The 21,320-nt window shown below is 69.8% G+C and carries 15 protein-coding genes; 7 read left to right on the forward strand and 8 right to left on the reverse strand.

Annotated elements, in window-relative coordinates; genetic code table 11:
* The first annotated feature begins 84 nt into the window (after positions 1-84).
* The 4 genes from ABH927_RS29510 to ABH927_RS29525 all read left to right on the forward strand — a co-directional run bounded on the left by ABH927_RS29510 (position 85) and on the right by ABH927_RS29525 (position 4,888).
* Complete coding sequence (locus tag ABH927_RS29510; RefSeq protein WP_370026919.1) at positions 85-933, forward strand: phosphoribosylaminoimidazolesuccinocarboxamide synthase; 849 nt, start codon at positions 85-87, stop codon at positions 931-933.
* A gap of 200 nt (positions 934-1,133) precedes the next feature.
* Positions 1,134-2,411 (forward strand): UDP-N-acetylglucosamine 1-carboxyvinyltransferase, encoded by a 1,278-nt coding sequence (murA, locus tag ABH927_RS29515; protein ID WP_370026921.1) that lies wholly within the window; start codon positions 1,134-1,136, stop codon positions 2,409-2,411.
* Positions 2,412-2,689: 278 nt separating this feature from the next.
* A complete protein-coding gene (locus ABH927_RS29520) occupies positions 2,690-3,919 on the forward strand; it encodes a transcriptional regulator (RefSeq protein ID WP_370026948.1) in 1,230 nt (409 codons plus the stop codon).
* A 36-nt stretch (positions 3,920-3,955) separates the two neighbouring features.
* Positions 3,956-4,888, forward strand: a complete 933-nt coding sequence (locus ABH927_RS29525; protein WP_370026923.1) for an EamA family transporter — start codon at positions 3,956-3,958, stop codon at positions 4,886-4,888.
* A gap of 57 nt (positions 4,889-4,945) precedes the next feature.
* Here ABH927_RS29525 and hisC read toward each other — a convergent pair whose 3' ends face one another.
* Positions 4,946-6,004: a histidinol-phosphate transaminase gene (gene hisC / locus ABH927_RS29530; protein WP_370026924.1), complete on the reverse strand. Its 1,059-nt coding sequence runs from the start codon at positions 6,002-6,004 to the stop codon at positions 4,946-4,948.
* Between the two features lie 610 nt (positions 6,005-6,614).
* Entirely contained in the window at positions 6,615-8,597 is a 1,983-nt protein-coding gene (locus tag ABH927_RS29535; RefSeq protein WP_370026926.1) for a DUF222 domain-containing protein, read from the reverse strand.
* Positions 8,598-9,272: 675 nt separating this feature from the next.
* Here ABH927_RS29535 and ABH927_RS29540 point away from each other — a divergent pair.
* A complete protein-coding gene (locus ABH927_RS29540; protein ID WP_370026927.1) occupies positions 9,273-9,992 on the forward strand; it encodes a polysaccharide deacetylase family protein in 720 nt (239 codons plus the stop codon).
* Here the strand turns inward: ABH927_RS29540 and ABH927_RS29545 are convergent.
* The 6 genes from ABH927_RS29545 to ABH927_RS29570 all read right to left on the reverse strand — a co-directional run bounded on the left by ABH927_RS29545 (position 9,971) and on the right by ABH927_RS29570 (position 17,867).
* A complete protein-coding gene (locus ABH927_RS29545) occupies positions 9,971-11,032 on the reverse strand; it encodes an acyltransferase family protein (protein WP_370026929.1) in 1,062 nt (353 codons plus the stop codon). The two genes, ABH927_RS29540 and ABH927_RS29545, sit on opposite strands and share 22 nt — an antisense overlap.
* Positions 11,033-11,110: 78 nt before the next feature.
* The gene (locus tag ABH927_RS29550; RefSeq protein ID WP_370026930.1) at positions 11,111-11,767 is read right to left on the reverse strand and encodes an NrtR DNA-binding winged helix domain-containing protein; all 657 of its coding nucleotides are present in this window, start codon (positions 11,765-11,767) and stop codon (positions 11,111-11,113) included.
* Positions 11,768-11,822: 55 nt separating this feature from the next.
* Positions 11,823-13,673, reverse strand: a complete 1,851-nt coding sequence (locus tag ABH927_RS29555) for a DUF4434 domain-containing protein (protein ID WP_370026932.1) — start codon at positions 13,671-13,673, stop codon at positions 11,823-11,825.
* 51 nt (positions 13,674-13,724) lie between these two features.
* Positions 13,725-14,813: a glycosyltransferase gene (locus ABH927_RS29560; RefSeq protein ID WP_370026934.1), complete on the reverse strand. Its 1,089-nt coding sequence runs from the start codon at positions 14,811-14,813 to the stop codon at positions 13,725-13,727.
* A gap of 13 nt (positions 14,814-14,826) precedes the next feature.
* Entirely contained in the window at positions 14,827-16,089 is a 1,263-nt protein-coding gene (locus ABH927_RS29565; protein WP_370026936.1) for a nucleotide sugar dehydrogenase, read from the reverse strand.
* A 113-nt stretch (positions 16,090-16,202) separates the two neighbouring features.
* On the reverse strand, positions 16,203-17,867 hold the full coding sequence (locus ABH927_RS29570; RefSeq protein WP_370026937.1) for a glycosyltransferase family 4 protein: 1,665 nt from the start codon (positions 17,865-17,867) through the stop codon (positions 16,203-16,205).
* Between the two features lie 67 nt (positions 17,868-17,934).
* Here ABH927_RS29570 and wecB point away from each other — a divergent pair, with 67 nt between their 5' ends.
* On the forward strand, positions 17,935-19,062 hold the full coding sequence (gene wecB, locus ABH927_RS29575; protein ID WP_370026939.1) for a non-hydrolyzing UDP-N-acetylglucosamine 2-epimerase: 1,128 nt from the start codon (positions 17,935-17,937) through the stop codon (positions 19,060-19,062).
* Between the two features lie 10 nt (positions 19,063-19,072).
* Positions 19,073-21,139: a glycosyltransferase gene (locus ABH927_RS29580; protein ID WP_370026941.1), complete on the forward strand. Its 2,067-nt coding sequence runs from the start codon at positions 19,073-19,075 to the stop codon at positions 21,137-21,139.
* Positions 21,140-21,320 lie beyond the last annotated feature (181 nt).

The following is a 21,320-nucleotide window of genomic DNA, read 5'->3' on the forward strand; positions in this document are numbered from 1 at the left end:
CCCCTTCGTCGCCGACCACATCGACACTCGCCTACGGACGCTCCCGCTGGTCCAAGAGGTCGGAGCCGCTGGCAAAATGGCACAGTGAAGCACCTCCACTCCGGCAAGGTCCGCGACCTGTACGAGACCGACGACGGGCTGCTGCTGATGGTGGCCTCGGACCGGATCTCGGCGTTCGACTATGTGCTCGAACCGGGCATCCCCGACAAGGGCGAGATACTCACGCGGCTGTCGCTGTGGTGGTTCGACCAGCTCAAGGACGTCGTCCCCAACCACGTCGTCTCGGCGGACGTGCCCGCGGAGTTCGCCGGGCGGGGGGTGCTGGTCCGCAGGCTGCGGATGGTGCCGGTCGAGTGCGTGGCGCGGGGCTACCTGACGGGGTCCGGGCTCGTCGACTATCGCAGGGAGGGCGTCGTCTCCGGCGTGCCGCTCCCGCCCGGCCTGACCGACGGGTCGCGGCTCCCCGAGCCGATCTTCACGCCCTCGACCAAGGCGCCGATGGGCGAGCACGACGAGCCGATGACCTTCGAGCAGGTGGTCGCTGCGGTGGGGCCCGACGTGGCGGAGCGGCTCAGGAGGATCACGCTCGACGTCTACGCCCGTGGCGCGGAGATCGCCCTCGAGCGCGGCATCATCCTGGCCGACACCAAGATCGAGCTGGGCTGGGACGCCGAGGGTGAGCTGACCCTGGGCGACGAGGTCCTTACGCCGGACTCCTCCCGGTTCTGGCCGCTCGACCTGTGGGAGCCCGGCCACGCGCAGCCATCCTTCGACAAGCAGTACGTCAGGGACTGGCTCCTGTCTCCCGAGTCCGGCTGGGACAGGACGTCCGGCGAGGCCCCGCCGCCGCTTCCCGACGAGATCGTCGAGCGCACGAGAAAGCGCTACGTCGAGGCGTTCGAGCGGCTGACGGGCCGGCCGTTCCGGCGTTAGTCTCAATAGTCACGTAAGTCACACCGGCATCAGAGTTTCGCGGGTCTTCCGTGGGTAGTTCCCCTCGAAACGCCCGGGTTAGCGGCTAGTCTGAGCCGACCGGTCTGGCCGACTGCTTTGGGCCGACCGGTTCGGGCCGACTACTTCGGCTGCCGCCTCGAGCGGGTCCCCACCCTTCCCCCGAAATAGGAGACTCATTCATGGTTCGTTACCGCGTACGCGGTGGCAACGTGCTGCGTGGAACCGCCTTCATCCAGGGCGCGAAGAACGCCGTACTGCCCATGATCGGGGCGGCGCTCCTCGCGGCCGACGGCCGCACGGTGCTGCGCAACGTGCCCGTGATCGAGGATGTGCGCCGAGCCGTCGAGCTGGCGCAGGCCGTCGGCGCGAAGGTGGAGTTCCACGAGACCGAGCGGACGCTGGTCATCGACGCCTCCCGGCTCACCAGCCCCGTCCTCCCGGCGGAGATCGCGCGCCGGTTCCGGGGGTCGGTGCTTTTCGTCCCGGCCCTACTGCACCGGCTGGGCGAGGCCGTCATCGAGGGGGTCGGGGGCTGCAACCTCGGCAGCCGCAACCTGGACTTCCACTACCTTGGCTACAAGCGCCTCGGCGCGATGGTGGACGAGGGCGAGAGCGTCATCCACATCAAGGCGTCCGGGCTCGCCGGCGCCCCGCTCTACCTCGACACGCCGTCGCACACCGGCACTGAGAACCTCATCATGGCCGCGGCGCTCGCCAAGGGCACCACCGTGATCGAGAACGCCGCGCTGGAGCCCGAGGTTCTCGACGTCATCGTCATGCTGTCCCGGATGGGCGCCAGGATCCGCGGAGGCGGCACCGGCTTCATCACCGTCGAGGGCGTCGGCGAACTGACCGCCGTCGAGCACACCGTCATGCCGGACCGGCTCGACGCCGGCGTCTTCGCGATGGCCGCCGCGATCACGGGCGGCGAGGTCAACCTGGTCGGCGCGTCGCTGGAGCACCTCGGTGTGGTCCGGTGGAAGCTGGAGCAGATGGGCGTCGAGTTCGAGACCGACGGGGCGGTCCTCCATGTCCGCCGGGACCGCGGCCTCCGGCCGATCAACGTGATCACCGACACCTACCCCGGCTTCGCGACCGACCTCCAGTCGCCGCTGATGACCGTCGCGTGCCTCGCGGACGGCTCCAGCTACATCCATGAGCGGATCTTCGACGGGCGCTTCGCCCTCGCCGGCGAGCTGAACAAGATGGGCGCCAAGATCGAGGTGGACGGCAGCCGCGCGGTGGTCCACGGCCCCACTCCGCTCCGCGGGACCGAGGTGACCGCCCACGATCTGCGCTCCGGCATCGCGCTCGTGCTGGCCGGTCTGGCGGCGGACGGAGAGACCACGATCGGCTCCGGTTATCTCATCGATCGGGGCCACGCGGCCCTCGCTCAGCGCATGCAGGCCCTCGGCGCGGATGTGGAACGGGAAATTTCCTCTTTGACTGAGGACTGAGTCCGGAAAGCGATTTCCGCCAGGTTGACCAGCGGAAACATTGCATTTCCGGGAACACCTCCCGCACTCCCGAATAGAATTCCGGCAAATCCGGGCGTGACATTACGGCCTTATCAAGCGATCGTTCCAAAGAGAAGCCACAACAACGAGGGCAACGTGGGATGGGACGAACATTGGTCGAGCGCACGGAAGACACTCCGCGCGGGTCGCGCCTGGGCACGGTGACGCCGGATCTCACCATTGGCGTGGTGGGGTCACATGACCTTGTCGAGCGGGTGATGCTCATGGGACACGCGGCGGCCCCGGTGCCCTGCCGGCTGGTCGCGGCAGCCTACCGGGACGAGCAGGAGGCGGCGGACAAGGTGACCCGGCTCGGCCCCGGCGTGGACGCCTGCCTGTTCGCGAGCCCGGTCCCCTTCGAGCTCGCCCGGCGGGCGGGGGTCCTGACGATGCCTGCCACGCACGTGCAGCTCGGCGGGGCCGCGCTGGTCGCGGCGATCGCCCGCGCGGCGCTGGACGACCGCATCGACCCCCGGCGGGTGAGCATCGACGTGCTCAGCCGTCCGGAGATCGACGAGGCGTACTCCGATCTGAATCTCCCCTCGGGCGAGGTCCACAACCGCGACGAGCCGGGCGCCACAGGCACGATCACGGCCTTCCACGAACGGCTGCTACGCCAGGGGGTGACCACCGCCGCGCTGACGTGCGTCCAGGGGGTCGCCGACCGGCTGACCGCCGCCGGGATACCTGCCGTGCCGATCCGGCCTACTTCCGCCGCGGTCCGTACGGCCCTGCACACGGCCGCGCTGCTCGGCGCCCGCCACCGGCTGGAGGAGTCGCAACTCACGGTCGTCCTGGTCGAGGTGCCGACGCTCCGCGAGCCGGTACGGCGGGCCGCGCCCCGCTACTGGCGGGACGAGCTGCGGCTGTCGCTGCACCGCCTGCTGGTCCAGGAGGCCAACCGGATCAACGCGAGCGTGTGGCCGATCGACGACCACAGCTACCTGGTGGTGGCGACGAAGGGCTCGATCGCGGCCGCGACCGACGGGTTCCGGGTGCTGCCGTTCGCCGCCCGCATCCGCGAGGAGCTCGGCCTGGCCGTCGAGGTGGGCGTGGGGATGGGCCGGACCACCCATGACGCCGAGACTCACGCTCGTGGCGCGCTGGCCCGCAGCCAGGGCGGCAAGCAGGCCCAGGGCTTCGCGGTGGACCGGGAGGGCAGGGCCCTGGTGCCGCCGCCCCGGATGCCTCCGCAGTCGAGCGGGCCGGCCAAACCCAAGGGCGTTGAGGTGCTCGCGCGCCTGGCCGCCAAGCTGGAGGGCGGGGACACGGTCGTGGACGCGGAGGGGGCCGGGCGCATGCTCAGCGTCACTCCTCGCACGGCTCGGAGGTTGCTGCGCACGCTGGTCGACGAGGGACTCGCGTGGCCGCTGCCGCCGAACCGGACACCGCAGCCCGGCCGTCCGCGCCAGCTCTACCGGCTCATCGTGGAGAAGCTGAACCGCTGATACCGCTCTCAGAGCCGGGGGCTATTGTCATGGCCCATGGGGAAGAACGGTCGTGACATCCGGGTCTGGCTGGCGCTGGCCGCCGTCTACATCGTGTGGGGCTCGACGTATCTGGGCATCAGGATCGCCATCGAGAGCGTGCCGCCGCTGTTGAGCGGCGGGTTCCGGTTCGTCACGGCCGCGCTGGTGCTCGCCACGGTGCTGGTCGCCCGGAAGGGGGCCACGCCGTACCGCATGACGGTGCGGGAGTTCGGCGGGGCCGCGCTGGTGGGGGTGCTTTTGCTGGCCGCCGGCAACGGCATGGTCGCCGTGGCCGAGCAGCACATCTCCAGCGGCCTTGCCGCGCTGCTCGTCGCCTCGGTGCCGTTATGGCTGGTCATGCTCCGGACCGTCTTCCGCGACCGGCCCCACGCGCTGACGCTGGCGGGCGTGCTCGTCGGCTTCGCCGGAGTGGCCGGGCTCTCCCTGGGCGGCGGCACGTCGTCGGCCACCCTGGGGGTCGCCGTGTTGCTGCTCGGGTCGGTGTCGTGGTCGGTCGGGTCGTTCATCGCGCAGCGGATCCCCATGCCGAAGGACCCGTTCGCCGCGAGCACGGTCGAGATGGCCGTCGGAGGCGCAGTGATGCTGCTCACCGGCCTGGGGATCGGCGAGCGGGTCGACATCGGTGCCGTGACCGGCCGGTCGTGGCTCGCCATGGTCTTCCTGGTGTTCTTCGGGTCGCTCGTGGCGTTCACGTCCTACGTGTGGCTGCTCGGCAACGCGCCGATCTCGCTCGTGTCGACGTACGCCTACGTCAACCCCGTGGTGGCCGTGGTCCTCGGCATGATCGTGCTGGACGAGCGGGTGACCGCGGGCATGCTGCTCGCCGGACTTCTGATCGTGATCGGCGTGGCGCTCGTGATCTCCACCGAACGCCGCAAGCCGGCGCCCTCAGTGGAGGAGCCGGCACTGCGCGAAGTCGGTTCCTAACAGCGGCCGTCAGCTCCTGAACGCCTCGGCCTGAGGGTCTCGGGCTGACGGTCTCGGTCAGTTCTTGAACGCCTCGGCGGCGGCGAGGAAGGTGTCGTTGGACTCCGGGTCGCCGATCGAGACACGGGCGCCCTCCCCGGCGAAGGGCCGCACGGCCACACCCGACCCGGCGCAAAGCTCGGCGAACTCCATCGTGCGCTCGCCGAGGCGCATCCACACGAAGTTGGCCTCGGTCGGCGGCACCGTCCAGCCCTGGGAGAGCAGCGCCTCCCGCACCCGGGTTCGCTCCTTGACCACCGTCTCGACCCGCTCCAGCAGCTCCGCCTCGGCCTGCAGAGACGCCACGGCGGCGACCTGGGCGAGATGGTTGACCGCGAACGGCATCATCGTCTTCCGCACCGCCGCCGCCACCGGCGCGTGGCCGATCAGGTAACCCACCCTCAGCCCCGCCAGGCCGTACGCCTTGGAGAACGTGCGCAGGACGGCGACATTGGGCCGGTCGCGATAGAAGGTCAGCCCGTCCGGCACGTCCTCGTCCCTGACGTATTCCCGGTAGGCCTCATCGAGCACCACGAGCACGTTCTCCGGCACCCGGTCGAGAAAGCGCCCAAGCTCGGCCGTCCGGTTGACCGTGCCCGTCGGGTTGTTCGGGTTGCACACGAAGATCAGGCGCGTCTCCGGCGTGACCGCGTCGGCCATGGCGTCCAGGTCGTGCGTCTCGTCCCTGAGCGGCACCTCGACGGCGACCGCCCCCGCCAGGCTCACGAGCAGCGGGTAGGCCTCGAAGGACCGCCAGGCGTAGAGCACCTCGGCGCCCGGCTCCCCCACAGTCTCCAGGAGCTGCTGCGCCACCGCGACCGACCCCGCGCCCAGCGCGACGTGGTCGTACGGCACGCCGTACCGCTCCGCGAGGGCCCCGGTGAGCTTCACCGACCCCGGATCTGGATAACGGTTGATCTCTACGGCCGCCCGGGTGATCGACTCCACCACCGACGGCAGCGGCTCGTAGGGGCTCTCGTTGGAGGAAAGCTTGAACGAGCGGCCCTCGGGGGAGATCACGGCCTTGCCTGGCTTGTAGGCCGGCATCGTGTCGAGGATCGAGCGGAAACGCGGCATGTCATTACCTTAGGAGATGCCGGGGACGCCCCCGCAACCCGTCGCCGGAGGCGGTTTTCCACCGGCCTATCCGCTGGCTCCTCCCCTGTCTGCTCCCTTGTCTGCTCCCCTGCCTGCGGACATAGCCCGGCGGTTGGCGCGCGCTCGCGCCCGTGCGGCTCAGCCTCGCATGTCCAGCAGCGCCACATGTGCTCGCACGGCCAGCTCGTATGGACACGTACGGCTCAGCGTCGCGAGTGCGGTTTCAGCACCACCTGCCGGGCTCAGCGCCGCCTCGATGAGATGCGCCGCCCGCGCGGTTCTGGATTACCCGGGCCAGCCCCGCCTCCACTCGCGCGAGCCTCGCCCATGCAGTTCAGCGTCGCTTGTGCCCATACAGCTCAGCGTCACCCCTTCAGCGTCACTTTGATGAGGTCGGCCACCCGTCCGGCTCAGCGTCACCTGCACAACCCAACGTCGGTACGGCTCAGCGTCGCCGCCGCCGACGCGGCCGTGGTTCGTGCGCACGTTCAGCGTCGCCGGCGCGGTTCAACAGGGCCGCGCGCGGTGGAGCAAGGCCCCTGCGGCTTGGTCAGGGAGCGTGCGTGGTCAGCGTTGCGCTGTTTTCTGTTCAGGTTCGGAATCTTCCGGCGTAGCGGCCTTTTCTGCCGAGGTGGGTGAGGGTCCAGGTGCCGTCGGGGTTGCGGTGGGTGGTGTAGCGGTCGGGGTGGGCGGCTTTGTCGCGGTTGTGCCAGGGGCAGGCGGGGGCGAGGTCGTCGAGGTTGGTGTCGCTGCCGTTGATCCAGCCTTTGACGTGGTCGATTTCGGTCATGTCGGAGGGGATGGCGCAGCCGTCGCAGTAGCAGGTGGCGTAGCGGGTGGTGAGGGCGTGGCGTTGGGCGGGGGTGGCCAGGCGTACGGCGCGGCCCATGTTCAGGACCTGTCCTTTGGCGTTCACGACCATGCGGACGAGGCGGGAGGTGCGGGCCAGCCGCTGCACGTCGGAGATGGGCAGGAGTTGCCCGGTGGCGATCAGCAGCCCGGGTGCGAGCCGGTCGGGGTGGTGCCCGCACCTGCCACACGCCGCATCCCCCGCCCCCTGGCCCGCAGCGCCGCCAGCGTCCGCACCGGCACCGGCACCTGCGCCGTTACCGGCACCCGCCTCCGCGCTCGTGTCCGCGCTCGTGTCTGTGCCCGCCCCCGCGTCGTTGCCGGGACCCGCGTCCGGGCGCGTGTCCGCACCCGCGTCCGCGCTGGTGTCCGCGCTGGTGTCCGCGCTGGTGTCCGCAGTCCCACGTCCGGTATCTGCCCCGGTGGAACCGGCGCCTACGGTCGTGCCCGCGCTGTGGCACGCGCCGTCGGTACAGCAGGTGGAGCCGTCACCAGGCTGGGCCGTGCCGGGTCGAGCACCACTGGGGTCAGCCGCTTGGGTGGTGAGGTCAGCCTCGGCGGCGGCGGTCGCGGTGGGGTTGTCGCCGGTGGGGTTGTCGGGGGTGATGTCGTCGGGGAGGGATTCGGCCCGGACCAGGACCAGGAGTTCGGTGCTGACCTTCTTGCTCAACAACGCGGCCAGCGCGTCGGCCTGCCGCACCCGCAGCGGCCGGTCGTCGTCCTTGCCCTTCGGGCGGGCGTAAGCGGTCAAAAACTCGCGCAGCCGGGCGCCGGCCTCACGCGGCAACCGGAACTCCCCCTCCACCCCACCCGTGCTGGACGGGCGGACCAGCAGGAACCGCGTCACGTAATCAGCATCCGCCTCATCATCCAGCGTCCCCGGATCCAGCAACTCGCGCAGGTACCGCCCGGCCTTGGAAATCTCCGCCGGGGTGGCATGATCGGCCAGGTCCACCAGAATCGGCTCCACCAGCACGGCCTGCTCATCGGTCAGCCGGGAAGTCACCTGAGTGATCACATCGACCGGCCCCTCAGCCAAAGTCCCGGCCGCGAACCGCCCCCGCACCACCGGCAGCCGGGCCAGCTCCGTCGCCAGCCGGAGCAACCGCGACGCCCCCGCACCGGTCATCCCCGCCGCGCCACACAACCACGTCCCGGTCGAGCCATACCCGACACCCTTGACCTCCCCCGCCACATGCACCCGGCCCACCCGCGCGGCGATCGCCGAGATCAACCGATCCCGCGCGTACAGCAACTCCTCCACCTCAACCAGACACAAGGCGGTGCCGGGAAGGCCGGCCACCGCCAGCCGGGACGCCATCTCCCGCAACTCCGACACCAACACCCCCGACCCCACCGGCTGACCGCCCGACGGCTCACCGCCGGAAGGACCGCTATCAAAAGGGTCACCGTCAGAGGACTCACCGTCGGAGGGCTCACCGCCGGAGGGCTCACCGTCGGAGGGTGCGTCGCTGGAAGGAACACCGTCGGAGGAGGCGCCATCGGAGGTGCCGGCGGAGGTGCCGGCGTCGGGCGAGGACCCGCTGACGAACTGCCGGTACGCCTCGTGCTGCCACGCGCTGCCGTACGCCTCCTCGGCGGGCCGCTGCGGCGGGACGTAGTCGGGGTCCAGCACAGTGCCCTTCAGGACCTCGGGCAGCCCGCGCCTGGAAGCACCCGCCGCACCAAGGGAACCCCACACATCGATCGGTGACCCGGCCATGCAAAGGCACCTCCCCCACGCTCCAGCGGATCTCAACAACTGCCCTCACGCTATCCAGCACCTACGACAAAACCAGGACTTGATCCACGACAAAACCGCAGGTCAGGAGGTTGTCGGAAAGATCTACCTAACGCCACGGGAAGAGATATCCGTCAGGGCCGCGATCACGCATGAGCGGCGAGAAGTCGACCGCGCCCGCGCACCACCCCCGCTCTTAGGGGACACGGAACGCGATGACCGACCGCACCCGGACCACCGGGCGGCGCGGCTGCAGCGCGTACTGGAGCCGCCGCAGACGCTGAGACGACCGTTAATGAGCGCGTGACCACAGATTCGGACGCCCCTGATAGCCCGCACGAAATTAGCCCAACAAAGGATGAAAGAGACAATTCACCATGACTAGTTCGTCGGGTCCGAGGCGGCAGGGATTGGCGTGCTTGAAACGCTCATGTGGAAACTCGCCGTACCCCTTGGCCTTCACTAAGATTCGGCGGCATGTGGCGGAAAGTCAGGATTGTGGTGGCCGGTGTCTGCGCGGCCGGGCTTCTTGTCGTCCCGGCGGCACAGTCAGTGGCGGCACAGTCGATGACAGTCCAGTCGATGGCGGCACGGTCGATGGCGGCACGATCCATAACGGAACGATCCATGGCGGCACGGCCAGTAACGGCACAGTCGGTGACAGCGCAGTCCGTAACGGCGCAGTCGGTGACAGCACGGGCGATGGCGGCGAGCGGCGGGAGTGCCGGCGTCGGGGCTAAACCTGCGACCAAGAAGAAGGCCTACTGCGCCCGCTACAAGTGCATCGCCCTGACCTTCGACGACGGCCCTTGGCCGTACACGCCCGAGCTGTTGGACACGCTGAAGAAGCACGAGGCCAAGGCGACCTTCTTCCTGCTCGGCCGGAAGGTGGCGGTCCGGCCGGAGCTGACGCAGCGGATCGTCGACGAGGGCCATGAGATCGGCAACCACACCTGGGACCACGCGGACCTCACCACGCTGTCCGACCAGGAGGTTCTCACCGAGATCACGAGCACCTCCGACATCATCTCCCAGACCGTGGGCAAGGCGCCGACGATGATGCGGCCGCCGAACGGCGCGACCAACGACCGGATCGGCCAGCTCATGGCCGAGCTCGGCCTGTCGCAGATCCTCTGGACCGGATCGACCCTCGACTGGCAGGCCCGCGACGTCGACGTCATCAGAAAGCGGACGCTCGCGTTGGCCAAGCGCAACGGTGTCATCCTGCTGCACGACATCGTCCCGGAGACGGTCAAGGCCATGCCGGCCGTGCTGACGAAGCTGGAGAAGGAGGACTACCACTTCGTCACGATCACGACGCTGCTACAGGGCCGCGAGCTGCGCGGCGGCGAGATCTACCCGCCCCGGGGGAAGTAGCCGCCGTCGGCGCGGAGCGAACGGTCCAGCGCGGCCCGCAGCCTGGGCTGCAGGGGCGCCTCCACGAACCGGTGCACCGCGTAGGCGACGCCGAGGGCGATCAGCACGATCACCGGGAGTGCCACCCAGTTGCCCAGAGGGCCACGCAGCCAGCCGATGAGCAGGAACCCGACGTGGTGGTGGAAGAGGTAGAGCGGATACGTCAACGCTCCGAGCGTGGTGAGCCATCGCCAGTCGACCCAGTCGAGCGTGCCGAGCGCCACCAGGATCATGACAAGGAAGATGAGGGAGACGACCCCGACCACGAGCGCGGATCCGAGCGCGTCGCCGAACCGCTGCACGGCGGTGGGGGTCTCCTTCAGCGCCTGAATGACGCCCAGCGCCCAGCCCACACCCACGAACAGCCAGGGGAACATCGACCCGCCGAACCGGTGGATGAGGAACAGGGCCATGCCCGCGATGAAGTACGGCGCGCTGAACGGGATGACCACCGCCTGGATCAGGTCCGCGTTCACCCGCTCGGCGATGACCAGGAGGAACAGCCAGCCGCCGAGGAACGCGAGGCAGCGGCGGTAGGTGATGCCGATCGCGACGAAGCACGCGATGACGACATAGAAGACCAGCTCCGGCCATAGCGTCCAGTACACGATCTCCAGGTCGCGGATCCGCAGCCCGTGCTGAAGCATGGTCAGGTTGGCGAGCAGCTCACTGAGGGTGGGCCGGTGGTCGGTGATGAGGCCGGCGACCGCCAGCGCACCGAGGACGAGCACGCTGGCCCAGTACGCCGGATAGAGCCGCGCGATCCGCGAGGAGGCGAACTCGCCGGGCCTGCGCCCCCATGCGCTCATCAGGATCACGAACCCGCTGATGATGAAGAACAGCCGCACGCCGTACACGCCGAACATGGTGACCGCGCTCAGCTTGGGAAAGGCGTGCGTGCTGCCCCAGGCCCGGGTCTCTCCGTAATGGAACAGCACCACCGCGAGCGCCGCGCAGAACCGGAGCAGGTCGAGAACTCGCAGCCGTCGCGAGTCAGGCACTTTGACCGGCGATTCGGAAACGCGGGGGGCCGAATCCAACATGAGCAGGAATATATCGGCAGAGATCGCCAGCAATCGCTAAACGCGCAGCATCGGCGGATGCAGCAGTACGGCGGGGCCGCGGCGGTAGAGCATGGCGGGGCGGCCGCCGTCCCTCGTGGTCGTCCGCCCGATGGGCATGAGGAAGCCCTCGGTCTTGGTGACCTTGCGGTGGAAGTTCCGGGGGTCGAGCGGGCGGCCCCAGACGATCTCGTAGACGCGGCGCAGCTCGGCCACGGTGAACTCGGGCGGGCAGAAGGCCGCGCCGAGCGACGTGTACTCCAGCTTGGCCCGGGCCCGTTCCACGCCGTCGAGCATGATCCGCCGGTGGTCGAACGCCATGTCCGTGAGGGAGGCGACCGGCTGCCAGCTCATGTGGGCCTCGGTGGACGCGGGCAGGTCGGGGGCGAGCCCCAGATAGGCCACGCTGACCACCCGCTGGCGGGGGTCCCGGTCGGGATAGCCGTACGTCTGGAGCTGCTCCAGGTGGACGGGAGCGCCGGGGAGGCCGGCGCGCTCGGCCAGGACGCGGGCCGCGGCGGCGGGCAGGTCCTCCTCAAGCTGGATGAAGCCGCCGGACAGCGCCCACCGGCCCTCGTAGGGCGGCCTGTCGCGCCGCCAGACCAGCGCGCTCAGCTCCTGGGCCCTGACGGTGAGCACGACCAGATCCACGCTGACCGGAATTCGCGGGATCATGATTGGCACGCTACCGGAACGCGGGCCGGTGCTCCGCCTTTCGGGGTGGGGCGGGTCACCCGATGTTGTGGAAGTACACGGGCTCCGTGGCCTTGCGGCCGTCGGAGGAGGTGACCTCGACCCGCACCCAGACGTCCTTGGGCACGGTCGCCCAGTCGACCGGGATCCAGATCTTCTCGGTCCCGGAGGGCAGGCCCTCGATGGGGGCGGGGTCGTGCCAGCCGACCGTCGCGGAGTCGACCACCCGGGGCGTCTCGACGCCGTTCCAGCTCAGCGTGACCTTGGCGTCGCCCAGGTGGTAGCCGCGGATCTCCAGGCCATCCTGGATCTGCCGCTTCTGCCTGACGGCCTCGATGGCGATGGGGCGATCCCAGTCCGCGACGATCTCCTCCGACAGCGACGGCGAGCCGCAGGTGAAGAAGTCGCTCCACATGTAGGAGATGATCTTCGAGACGTACGGCCCGGCCAGGGTCACCTGGGTGTCCAGCCGGGGCTTGTCGGTCCGGCCCCGGGTGCCCTGCCGACCGCAGGGCTCGGAGCCGGAGGGCTCGAAGCCCTCCAGGTTGGCCCAGAGCTGGACGTTGATCCCCTCCTGGGCCAGCTCATCGCGGGCCTGGGCCATCAGCCGGTAGTAGTCGCGGGTCCCGCCGTAGTAGGCCGTGGCGTACGTGCTCTCGCCCACGGTGGGCTTGAGCCGGTCGTCGACGGCCTTGTTCTTCCAGTTGGGCCAGAAGAGGCCGACCTTGCCGGTGCCCCGGCCGTCCTGGGGCGCGATGATCCCGACGCCGGTCTTGGCGAGGGCCTTGAAGCCCTTGGCCACCTGCGCCGGCGTAGAGGTGTACCCGACCCGGCGGCGGGCGTCGATGTACGGGCTGACGAGGATGGGCTTGCCCGGCAGCTCCTGCTCGACGATGAGGTGCTGCTCCTCGTACACCTGCAGGGTCGGCACCTTGGCCGGGTCGGGCCAGTCGCGGATCTGCAGTTCGAAGGGCTGGTAGACCCCGCCCAGCGACTCCCGCCCCTTGAAGCGGTCGCCGTAGTCCTGCAGGATCCGCCGGGTCAGCGTGGTCAGCGTGCCGACGTGCCGCGGGTCGGCCCGGGTCATCTCGGCGGGGTCGCGCGGCGCGAGGGGCAGCGCGGGGAAGACCTTGATGCCGAACCTGTCGCCGAGGCCGAGCAGCTCGCTGAGGCTGTCCTTCGTCCCGGCCGAGACCAGGATGAGGTGGTAGCCGCGTCCCTTGGAGGAGAAGTCGCACGTCGGGTCGTCGGAGCCGTCCTCCGGGGCGAGCAGGCGGAAGAACACCGACGTCCCGATGACGATCTTGTGCTCCATCGTGGGGCAGCGGAAGACACCCGGGCCGTACTGCTCGTCGGTCCGGTAGACGTACGTCCAGGTGATCCTGTTGCCCGGGTTGGCGGCCTTGAGGTCCTTGTCGGCCGCCTGCACGCAGGTGAGCCCGTTCTCCACGCAGACGGCGTAGCGGCCGTCGGGCTTGAGCTCCTTCTGCGGGTCCTTGTCGTCCTGCTTCTCCAGGATCCGGCCGTCGGCGTCCACCTGCCGAGGGGACAGACCGAAGCCGAGCCGTACGACCGTGTCGCCGCCGACCCGGTGGATGGCCTGAAGTTGGCGGCGCCAGGTGCACGGGTCCGAGGTGGGGATGACGAAGTAGCCGCTCACCGGGTACGGCGTGGCCGCCGCCGTCTCGAACGTTCCGCACGGATCGGTGAACGCGCTCGCTGAGGGCTTCGGGGAGGTCGAGGGCTTCACGGAGGTCGAGGGAGTCGCCGGGGAGGTGAGTCCCGCGTTGACCGTGTGGGAGCCGGGCTTCCCGTCCCGCAGAACGATCACGACGGACGCGACACCCGCGAGGATGGCCACGCCCAGGATCAAGGTGAGCCAGCGCACGTTCAGGACACTACCGCCCGTCGTGGAGGGACATTCCGGTTCGGCTGAGCGTCAGTGCTTGACGCCCGCCCAGGCTTCGAGCTGTGTCACGAACCGGCGAGCGGAGTTGGGCCAGTGGTGGTTCGCCCGCGCGGCGGCGTACCCCCGGGCGCCCGTGGCTCGCCGCTCCGCCGTGTTGTCCCTGAGGCCGAGGACTGCCCGCGCCACGGCCCCGGCGTCCTGCCAGGGGACCACCACTCCGCACTGATAACGCTCCACGAGCTCGACGGCCCGCGGTGACGGGGTCGTGATCACCGGGATGCCGTGGGCCATGTACTCGACGATCTTGGTGGGCATGGAGTGGCGGTAGTTGGGCTCGTCGTGGAGCAGGGACAGCCCGGCGAGCGCCCCGTCGAGCCGCTTGAGCGCCTCGTCGTTCGGCATGAAGTCACGCCACTCCAGGACGCCCTGCTCGACCGCGTCGTTGAGGATGGGGCGGGTCCGCGGGTCGGCGTACCCGATCAGCTCGACGGCCACCCGGTGGGGCTGGAGCAGCCGGGCCACCTCGATGGCCTCGTGGACGCCTCTGGCCTCGGAAAGCCAGCCGAGGTAGACCACACGGTCGTCGCCGGGCGGGCTGACGCTGTCGGGCACCCACGTCTCGTTCGGCACGACCAGGTGGGCCTGCTTGAAGCGCCCGGCGTAGGCCGTCTCGGCGAGCAGCAGGTGCAGGTGGCGCTCCGCCGTACCCTCCAGGAGCCGCGCGAGGAACCGCATCGGCGGCCGGAGGAACGAGGGCAGCCACGGCTTGAGCGAGAGCGTCGCGGGGGTGTCCTCGTGGACGTCCCACACGACGGGCGGGCGCCTGCGCACCCCGGCCACCGCGAGCAGCAGCTCGGGGTCGTGGATGAGCGCCAGGTCCACCTTGCCGCGCATGCTCTTGAAAAGCCGGCGCGCGGCCCGCACGGCGGCGAACCGGCGCCGCTCGGCCGCTCTCGGCAGGTCGACCCCGGTCACCCAGGAGCGCGGGACGACCCCGCGCGCGGTGTACGGCGCGGCGTACGTGACCTCATGTCCGGCGTCGACGAGCGCGCGGATCTGCCGGTGCAGGATCCGGGCGTCCTCGGGGTGATGCACCACCGTCATGACGAGCACGTGCACGCGCGGGCCCTTCCTACAGCCGCTCGACGCGATCGCTCGGGGACAGAACGCCCCGAGTGTCCAGCACGAGCCGCGCCCGGTCCTCCACCACGTCGAGATCGAACGCCGAGTGCTGCTGGAGCAGCACGGTCACGTCGGCCTCCGCGACGGCCGTGGCGAGATCGTCCTCGCGGGGGACCGCCGTGCCCTCGACCGACCATTCCTTCACGTACGGGTCGCAGAAGACCAGCTCCGCGCCGAGCTCCAGGAGCGCCTCGGCGACCGGGATGGCAGGCGTCTCACGCTCGTCGGCGATGTCCGGCTTGTAGGTCACGCCGAGCAGCAGCACGCGGGAGCCGTTCACCGGCTTGCGGGCCCGGTTGAGCAGCCGCTGGACGCGGGCGACCACGTACGACGGCATCCGCTCGTTGATCTCCTGGGCCAGCTCGACGAACCGGAACGGGTAGCCGAGCTTGCGGACCGTGTACGACAGGTACGACGGGTCCACGGGGATGCAGTGGCCGCCCACTCCCGGGCCTGGGAGGAACTTCTGGAAGCCGAACGGCTTGGTGGAGGCCGCCTCGATGGCCTCCCACAGGTTCACGCCCAGCTCGTCGCAGAAGATCGCCATCTCGTTGACGAGGGCGATGTTGACGTGGCGGTAGGTGTTCTCCAGCAGCTTGGCCATCTCGGCCTCGCGGGTGCCGCTGACGGGCACGACCCGCTCGACGAACTGCGAGTAGAAGGCCGACGCCCGCTCCTTGCACGCCGTCGTGTAGCCGCCGACGACCTTGGGAGTGTTGCGCAGGCCGAACTTCGAGTTGCCGGGGTCGATCCGCTCCGGCGAGAACGCCAGGTGGAAGTCGGTGCCCGCGACCAGCCCGGACTTCTCCAGGATGGGCCGCGCGACCTCGTCGGTGGTGCCCGGCCACGTGGTGGACTCCAGCACGACCAGAGTTCCCGCCTGGAGGTGCCCGGCGACGGTCTCGGTCGCGCCCTCGACGGCGGACAGGTCCGGCCGGTGGTCGTCGTCCAGCGGCGTCGGCACGCAGATGACGATGGCGCCCGAGCGGGCGAGGACGGAGGCGTCGAGCGTGGCGGTGAAGCCGCCCGCGAGCATCGCGTCAAGGTCCGCGTCGGTCAGATCGTCGATGTAGGACCGGCCGGCGTTGAGCGCGTCGACCTTGCGGGGGTCGACGTCCAGACCAGCCACCCGGAGGCCGGCCGCCGTGGCCTCCTTGGCCAGCGGCATGCCCACGTATCCCAGCCCGATGATCGTGAGATCGAAGGCTGTCACGATTGAACCAGGTGAGAAACGCCGGGGCGGAAACAACACTTCATGGTGGCAAAGGTTATCTCAAGTCGGCACCAAGGATGCCTGATGTGCCACATCCGTAGTTCTGGTCTTTATCAGGCTTCGGTCAGTGATTGGTAGATCGTTCGATAGGTCCGGGCCAGGCTGCTCCACGTCCGCTTGGCCGCGACCTCGGCCTTTCCGGCCTCACCCATGGTCCGGCGGCGCTCGGGGTCGTCGCGGAGCGCGGCCAGCGCCTTGGCGAGCTCGGACGGGTCGCCGGCCGGCACCAGGAGCCCGGCCCCCTCGGCCCCCACGAGCTCGGACAGCGCGGGCAGGTCGCTGAGCACGACGGGCTTGCCGAGCGCCATCGCCTCGACCGGCTTGAGCGGCGTGACGAGACGGCAGACCCGCAGGTCCTCGCGCGGGCAGACGAAGATGTCGATCGCCGCCTGAGCCTGCAGGGCCTCCTCGGGCCCGACGCGGCCGGGGAGGATCGCGACGTCGTTCAGGCCGAGCCGTTCGACCTGGGCAAGCAGCGCGGGCCTCTCGGCGCCGTCGCCCACGAGGAGCACCTTGACCGGTGTCCCGCCGTCCCTCAGCAGCGCGGCGGCGCTCAGCAGCGTCGCGAAGCCCTCGTAGCCGACGATGCTCGACACCGAGCCGACGACGATCTCACCCTTGGCGATGCCGTACATCTCGCGGAAGGAGGCGCCGTCGTAGTGGGCGGTGAGCAGCGAGTCGTCCACCGCGTTGGGCGCGAGGAAGATCCGCTCCCTGGGGACGCCGCGCTCGACGATCTCGGCGGCCATCGTCTCGGCCAGCGTGACGACGGCGTCAGCCTCCCGCATGATGTGCGCCTCGCGCTCGCGCTGCATGAGGTGGCGCTCGCTGCCGATCCGCTTCGGGTCACGGGAGGTCCAGGTCTCCTCCAGGAAGCCGCGCACCTCGTACACGAACGGCGTGTTCGTCCGCTCCCGCACGGCGAGCGCGACGGAGCCGTTGCGGTGGTCGGTGGCGGCGTGCAGGACCTGCGGCCGCAGCGTCCGCACCAGCTCGGAGACGTCCGCCGCGCCGCGGATCATCCGGCCGCGGCTCTCGAACGGCACGTCGCCCTTCGGCAGCAGCCGGTAGTACGGCACGCCGTCGATCTCCTCGTACGGCTCGGCCTCGGTGTGGCCTTGGAGCATCGGCCAGCCCCAGCTCGTCACGACGTGGGGGTCGAGCCCCGCCTTGAGCTGCGCGGTGACGATGCGGTGCGTCCGGACGGTGTAGCCCGCCTGCGTGTACGGCAGGGCGTTGGTGACCATGTGGAGCACCCGGCCGGGCACCCGCTCGCCCATGATGACCTTGGGCTTCGGCGGGATCGGGTCGGGCCCGAGGGCGGCCATCTCGCCCTCGTAGTAGGCGATCCGGCGGCGGATGAACGGCCACCTGGCGTGCGGGCGCAGCACCTTGACGGCCTGCGACATCTGCCCGGCCTCGAAGTGGGTCTTGGCGGTCTCCAGCGGCCCGTCGGCCATGCGCCGGACGATCTTGCGAGCGGTCACCTTCACATAGCGGGCAGCCGGCCAGGCGACGCGGCCCACGACCGGGCGCATCCGGGCCGGCATCGCGTCGGCGGCGGCCTGCGCGACGCGCACAGGGTCGGATTTCACCTTGCTCACGAAGATCCGGGAGACGACGACGGGATTCTTCACGAACCCGCGGAGAAACCCCCGGAAGCCGGCCTTCGCCGACTTGGGCGACACCTGTGAGGGCTTGTTGGCCTCGGATTCCACGGCGTGACCGTACCATAGGCAACGTTTGCCCCCAGTGTGTTGAACGTCCAGATGAAAGGCGAGGTCAATGAGGGACAACCCCCTCGTCCTGCACGTGCTGGGCGCCCGGCCCAACTTCGTCAAGGCCGCCCCCGTGGTGAGCGGGCTGGCCGAGCTCGGGGTCCGTCAGGGCATCATCCACACCGGCCAGCACTACGACGCGCTGATGTCGGACGTCTTCTTCGCCGACCTCGGCCTGCCCGAGCCGATCGCCAACCTCGGCGTCGGGTCCGGCTCGCACGCCCGGCAGACGGCGGCCCTGCTGACGGGGCTCGAAGAGGTCGTGCTGGAGCACAACCCGGACCTCGTCGTGGTCTATGGCGACGTGAACTCCACGCTCGCGGCGATCCTCGTCTGCGCCAAGCTCCAAGTGCCGACGGCGCACGTCGAGGCGGGCCTGCGCTCGTTCGACCGGGAGATGCCCGAGGAGGTCAACCGGGTCGTCACCGACGCCCTTTCCGACCTGCTGTTCGCCACCTCGCCGGAGGCCCTGTCCCACCTGTCGAGCGAGGGCGTGGACCCCGCGAAGGTCCACCTCGTCGGCAACCCGATGATCGACAGCCTCTTCTCCGCGCTGCCGAAGCTCGACCCCGCCCCGGTCCAGGAGCGCCTCGGCGTGTCCGGCCGCTATGCCGTCGCCACGCTCCACCGGCCGGCCAACGTGGACGACCCGGAGTCGGCGCGCGAACTGGTGAACGCGGTGCTCGGGGTGGCCGAGCAGGTGCCGATCGTCGTGCCGCTGCACCCGCGCGGGCGCGGGCGGCTGGCCGAGGCCGGGCTCGTGGACGGGCCCAACCTGCGGATCATCGACCCACTGGGATACGTGGACTTCCTGTCCCTGGTCCGCGGCGCGGCGCTGGTCGTGACGGACTCGGGCGGCGTGCAGGAGGAGACGACCATGCTGGGCGTCCCCTGCCTCACGGTCCGCCCCAACACCGAGCGGCCCATCACGGTCACCCACGGCACCAACCGGCTCGTCACCCCCGCCTCGCTGCCGGCGGCGGCGTCCAAGGCGCTGGCGGACGGCGCGGCGACGCCGAGCGGCGAGCTGCCGCCGCTGTGGGACGGCGCGGCCGGGCCCAGAATCGCGCGGGTCATCGCGGCCTGGCTGAGGGGCGACAACCTCTCTCCGGCAGCCCGCGGCAAGGTGTCATAGAGGGGGAAGCATGGCCGAGCACGACGAGACTCCCGAGGAACCGCGCTTCCACCGGCTGGGGCCGGTGAACTGGCTGCCCGAGGAACGCAAGATCGTCGAGCGCTACGAGCAGCGGATCCGCGAGCTGGAGAAGAAGCTCGCCACGCAGGAGGCCCGGGCCGACTACGCCATCTGGAAGCTCAAGGCGACCCAGACCCAGCGCCCCTTCCGGGTGGCCCAGGCGCTCACCGGCGCCGCGAAGCCGGCCAAGTTCGTACGGCTCCCGCGCGACCTCAGCAAGGCGATGAAGGAGCGGAAGAGCCCCAAGGCACCCATGTCGGTGGTCGAGGCCGCCGAGCTGGCGGACGCCAGGGGGCCCGAGGTCAAGATCCCCTCGTTGCAGTGGCCCGACGGCCCGGTCGTGCGGCCGGATCTCCGGGTGGCCGTGATCCTGGACGACTTCTCCCGGATGGCGTTCCAGTACGAATGGGACCAGATCGAGTTCGGGCTGAACGACTGGCGTGAGGTCTTCGCGGACAAGCGCCCGGAGGTGCTGTTCTGCGAGTCGGCCTGGCACGGCAACCAGGGCCGCTGGCGCTACCAGATGACCGGGACGAACGCCCCCAAGCAGGAGCTGCGCGACCTCGTGGCCTGGTGCCGCTCCGAGGGCATCCCGACGGTCTTCTGGAACAAGGAGGACCCGCCCAACTTCGACTTCTTCATCGACACGGCCAAGCTGTTCGACTACGTGTACACATGCGACGGCGACATGGTGCCGAAATATCGCGAAATTCTGGGACACGACCGGGTCGGTGTGCTGCAGTTCGCGGCCCAGCCCCGGATCCACAACCCGATCCAGACCAAGCAGGGCCGGCCGTACGACATCGTCTTCGCGGGGATGTACTTCCGCGACAAGCACCCCGAGCGGCGCGAGCAGATGGAGACCGTTCTCGCGCCCACGCGAGAGCTGGGCCTGCACATCTTCGCCCGCAACGGCTCGGTGGACGACAAGTACGCCTGGCCCGAGGAGTATCGCCCGCACATCGTGGGCGAACTGCCGTACGAGCAGATGCTGGCCGCGTACAAGATGTACAAGGTCTTCCTGAACGTGAACTCCGTGATCGACTCGCCGACGATGTGCGCGCGCCGCGTGTTCGAGCTGTCGGCGTGCTCGACGACCGTGCTCTCCGGCTGGTCGCGGGCCATCGAGGAGACGTTCGGGCCGCTCATCCCGGTCGCACACTCGCAGGAGGAGGCCTACAACCGGGCGCTGTACTTCATCAACAGCCCCGAGCTGCGGGCCCGCCAGGCGCACCTGGCCATGCGCGAGGTCTTCGACAAGCACCTCTTCGCCCACCGGGTGGACCAGATCCTCACCGACCTCGGGCGTCCGGTCGCCTCGCGGGAGCGGTCCGTCTCGGTCGTGCTCCCGACGAACCGGGCCGGCCAGCTCGAACACGCGATCAGCCAGGTCGCGCGGCAGCGGCACCGCAACCTGGAGCTCGTCCTCGTCCTGCACGGCCTCTCCGAGGACCCGGCGGTGATCCGGGACAAGGCCCTCGCGGCGGGCGTGCCGGCTGTGAAGGTCCTCACGGCCGATCCCGCGTGGACGCTGGGCGAGGTGCTCAACCACGGCATCGCCCACGCCGAGGGCGAGCTGATCGCCAAGATGGACGACGACAACATCTACGGCGAGCACTACCTGTCCGACCTGCTCCGCTCGTTCGACTACGCCGACGCCGACATGGTCGGCAAGGGGGCGCACTACACGTACTTCCCCGACCAGAACGTGACCGTCTTCCGCCTGCCGGGGCTGGAGCACCGATACGCCCACCTCATCCAGGGGGCCACGATCGTCGCCAGGGCGGACCTGCTGCGGTCCATGCCGTTCGAGCCGGTGAACGCGGGCGAGGACACCCGGCTCGTACGGCGCTGCAAGGAGGAGGGCGTCCGGATCTACTCGGCCGACCGGTTCAACTTCATCTACATGCGGGGCTCGGACGCCACCGCCCACACGTGGCAGGCTCCCGACTACAAGCTGACCCGCAACGCCCAGTTCAGCTTCGCCGGCAACCCCGAGTCCCACGTCCTCATCTGACCCCCTTTTGTTGGGGGGAGGGGAGGAGGGAAGGAGGAGGGCGTGATCATGCACAGGTTCCCGCTGGTACGCGCCGAGCTGGTCATCCACAACGCCGTTGCGTTTGGCTGTCTGCGGCTGAGTCAAGGGCCTTGAGGACGCGAACGGGACTTCTGGTAGATCAACTTGTGTCGAGCAAGGC

The sequence above is a fragment of the Planotetraspora sp. GP83 genome (assembly GCF_041262585.1).
Classification (GTDB): Bacteria; Actinomycetota; Actinomycetes; order Streptosporangiales; family Streptosporangiaceae; genus JAOEGB01.

What these genes read in the sequence shown, in the direction of transcription:
- ABH927_RS29520 (WP_370026948.1), top strand. Translation starts at nt 2,690, where the DNA reads ATGCTCATGGGACACGCGGCGGCCCCGGTGCCCTGCCGGCTGGTCGCG.
- hisC (WP_370026924.1), bottom strand. Translation starts at nt 6,004, where the DNA reads ATGCCGCGTTTCCGCTCGATCCTCGACACGATGCCGGCCTACAAGCCA.
- murA (WP_370026921.1), top strand. Translation starts at nt 1,134, where the DNA reads ATGGTTCGTTACCGCGTACGCGGTGGCAACGTGCTGCGTGGAACCGCC.
- ABH927_RS29550 (WP_370026930.1), bottom strand. Translation starts at nt 11,767, where the DNA reads ATGATCCCGCGAATTCCGGTCAGCGTGGATCTGGTCGTGCTCACCGTC.
- wecB (WP_370026939.1), top strand. Translation starts at nt 17,935, where the DNA reads ATGAGGGACAACCCCCTCGTCCTGCACGTGCTGGGCGCCCGGCCCAAC.
- ABH927_RS29580 (WP_370026941.1), top strand. Translation starts at nt 19,073, where the DNA reads ATGGCCGAGCACGACGAGACTCCCGAGGAACCGCGCTTCCACCGGCTG.
- ABH927_RS29525 (WP_370026923.1), top strand. Translation starts at nt 3,956, where the DNA reads ATGGGGAAGAACGGTCGTGACATCCGGGTCTGGCTGGCGCTGGCCGCC.
- ABH927_RS29535 (WP_370026926.1), bottom strand. Translation starts at nt 8,597, where the DNA reads ATGGCCGGGTCACCGATCGATGTGTGGGGTTCCCTTGGTGCGGCGGGT.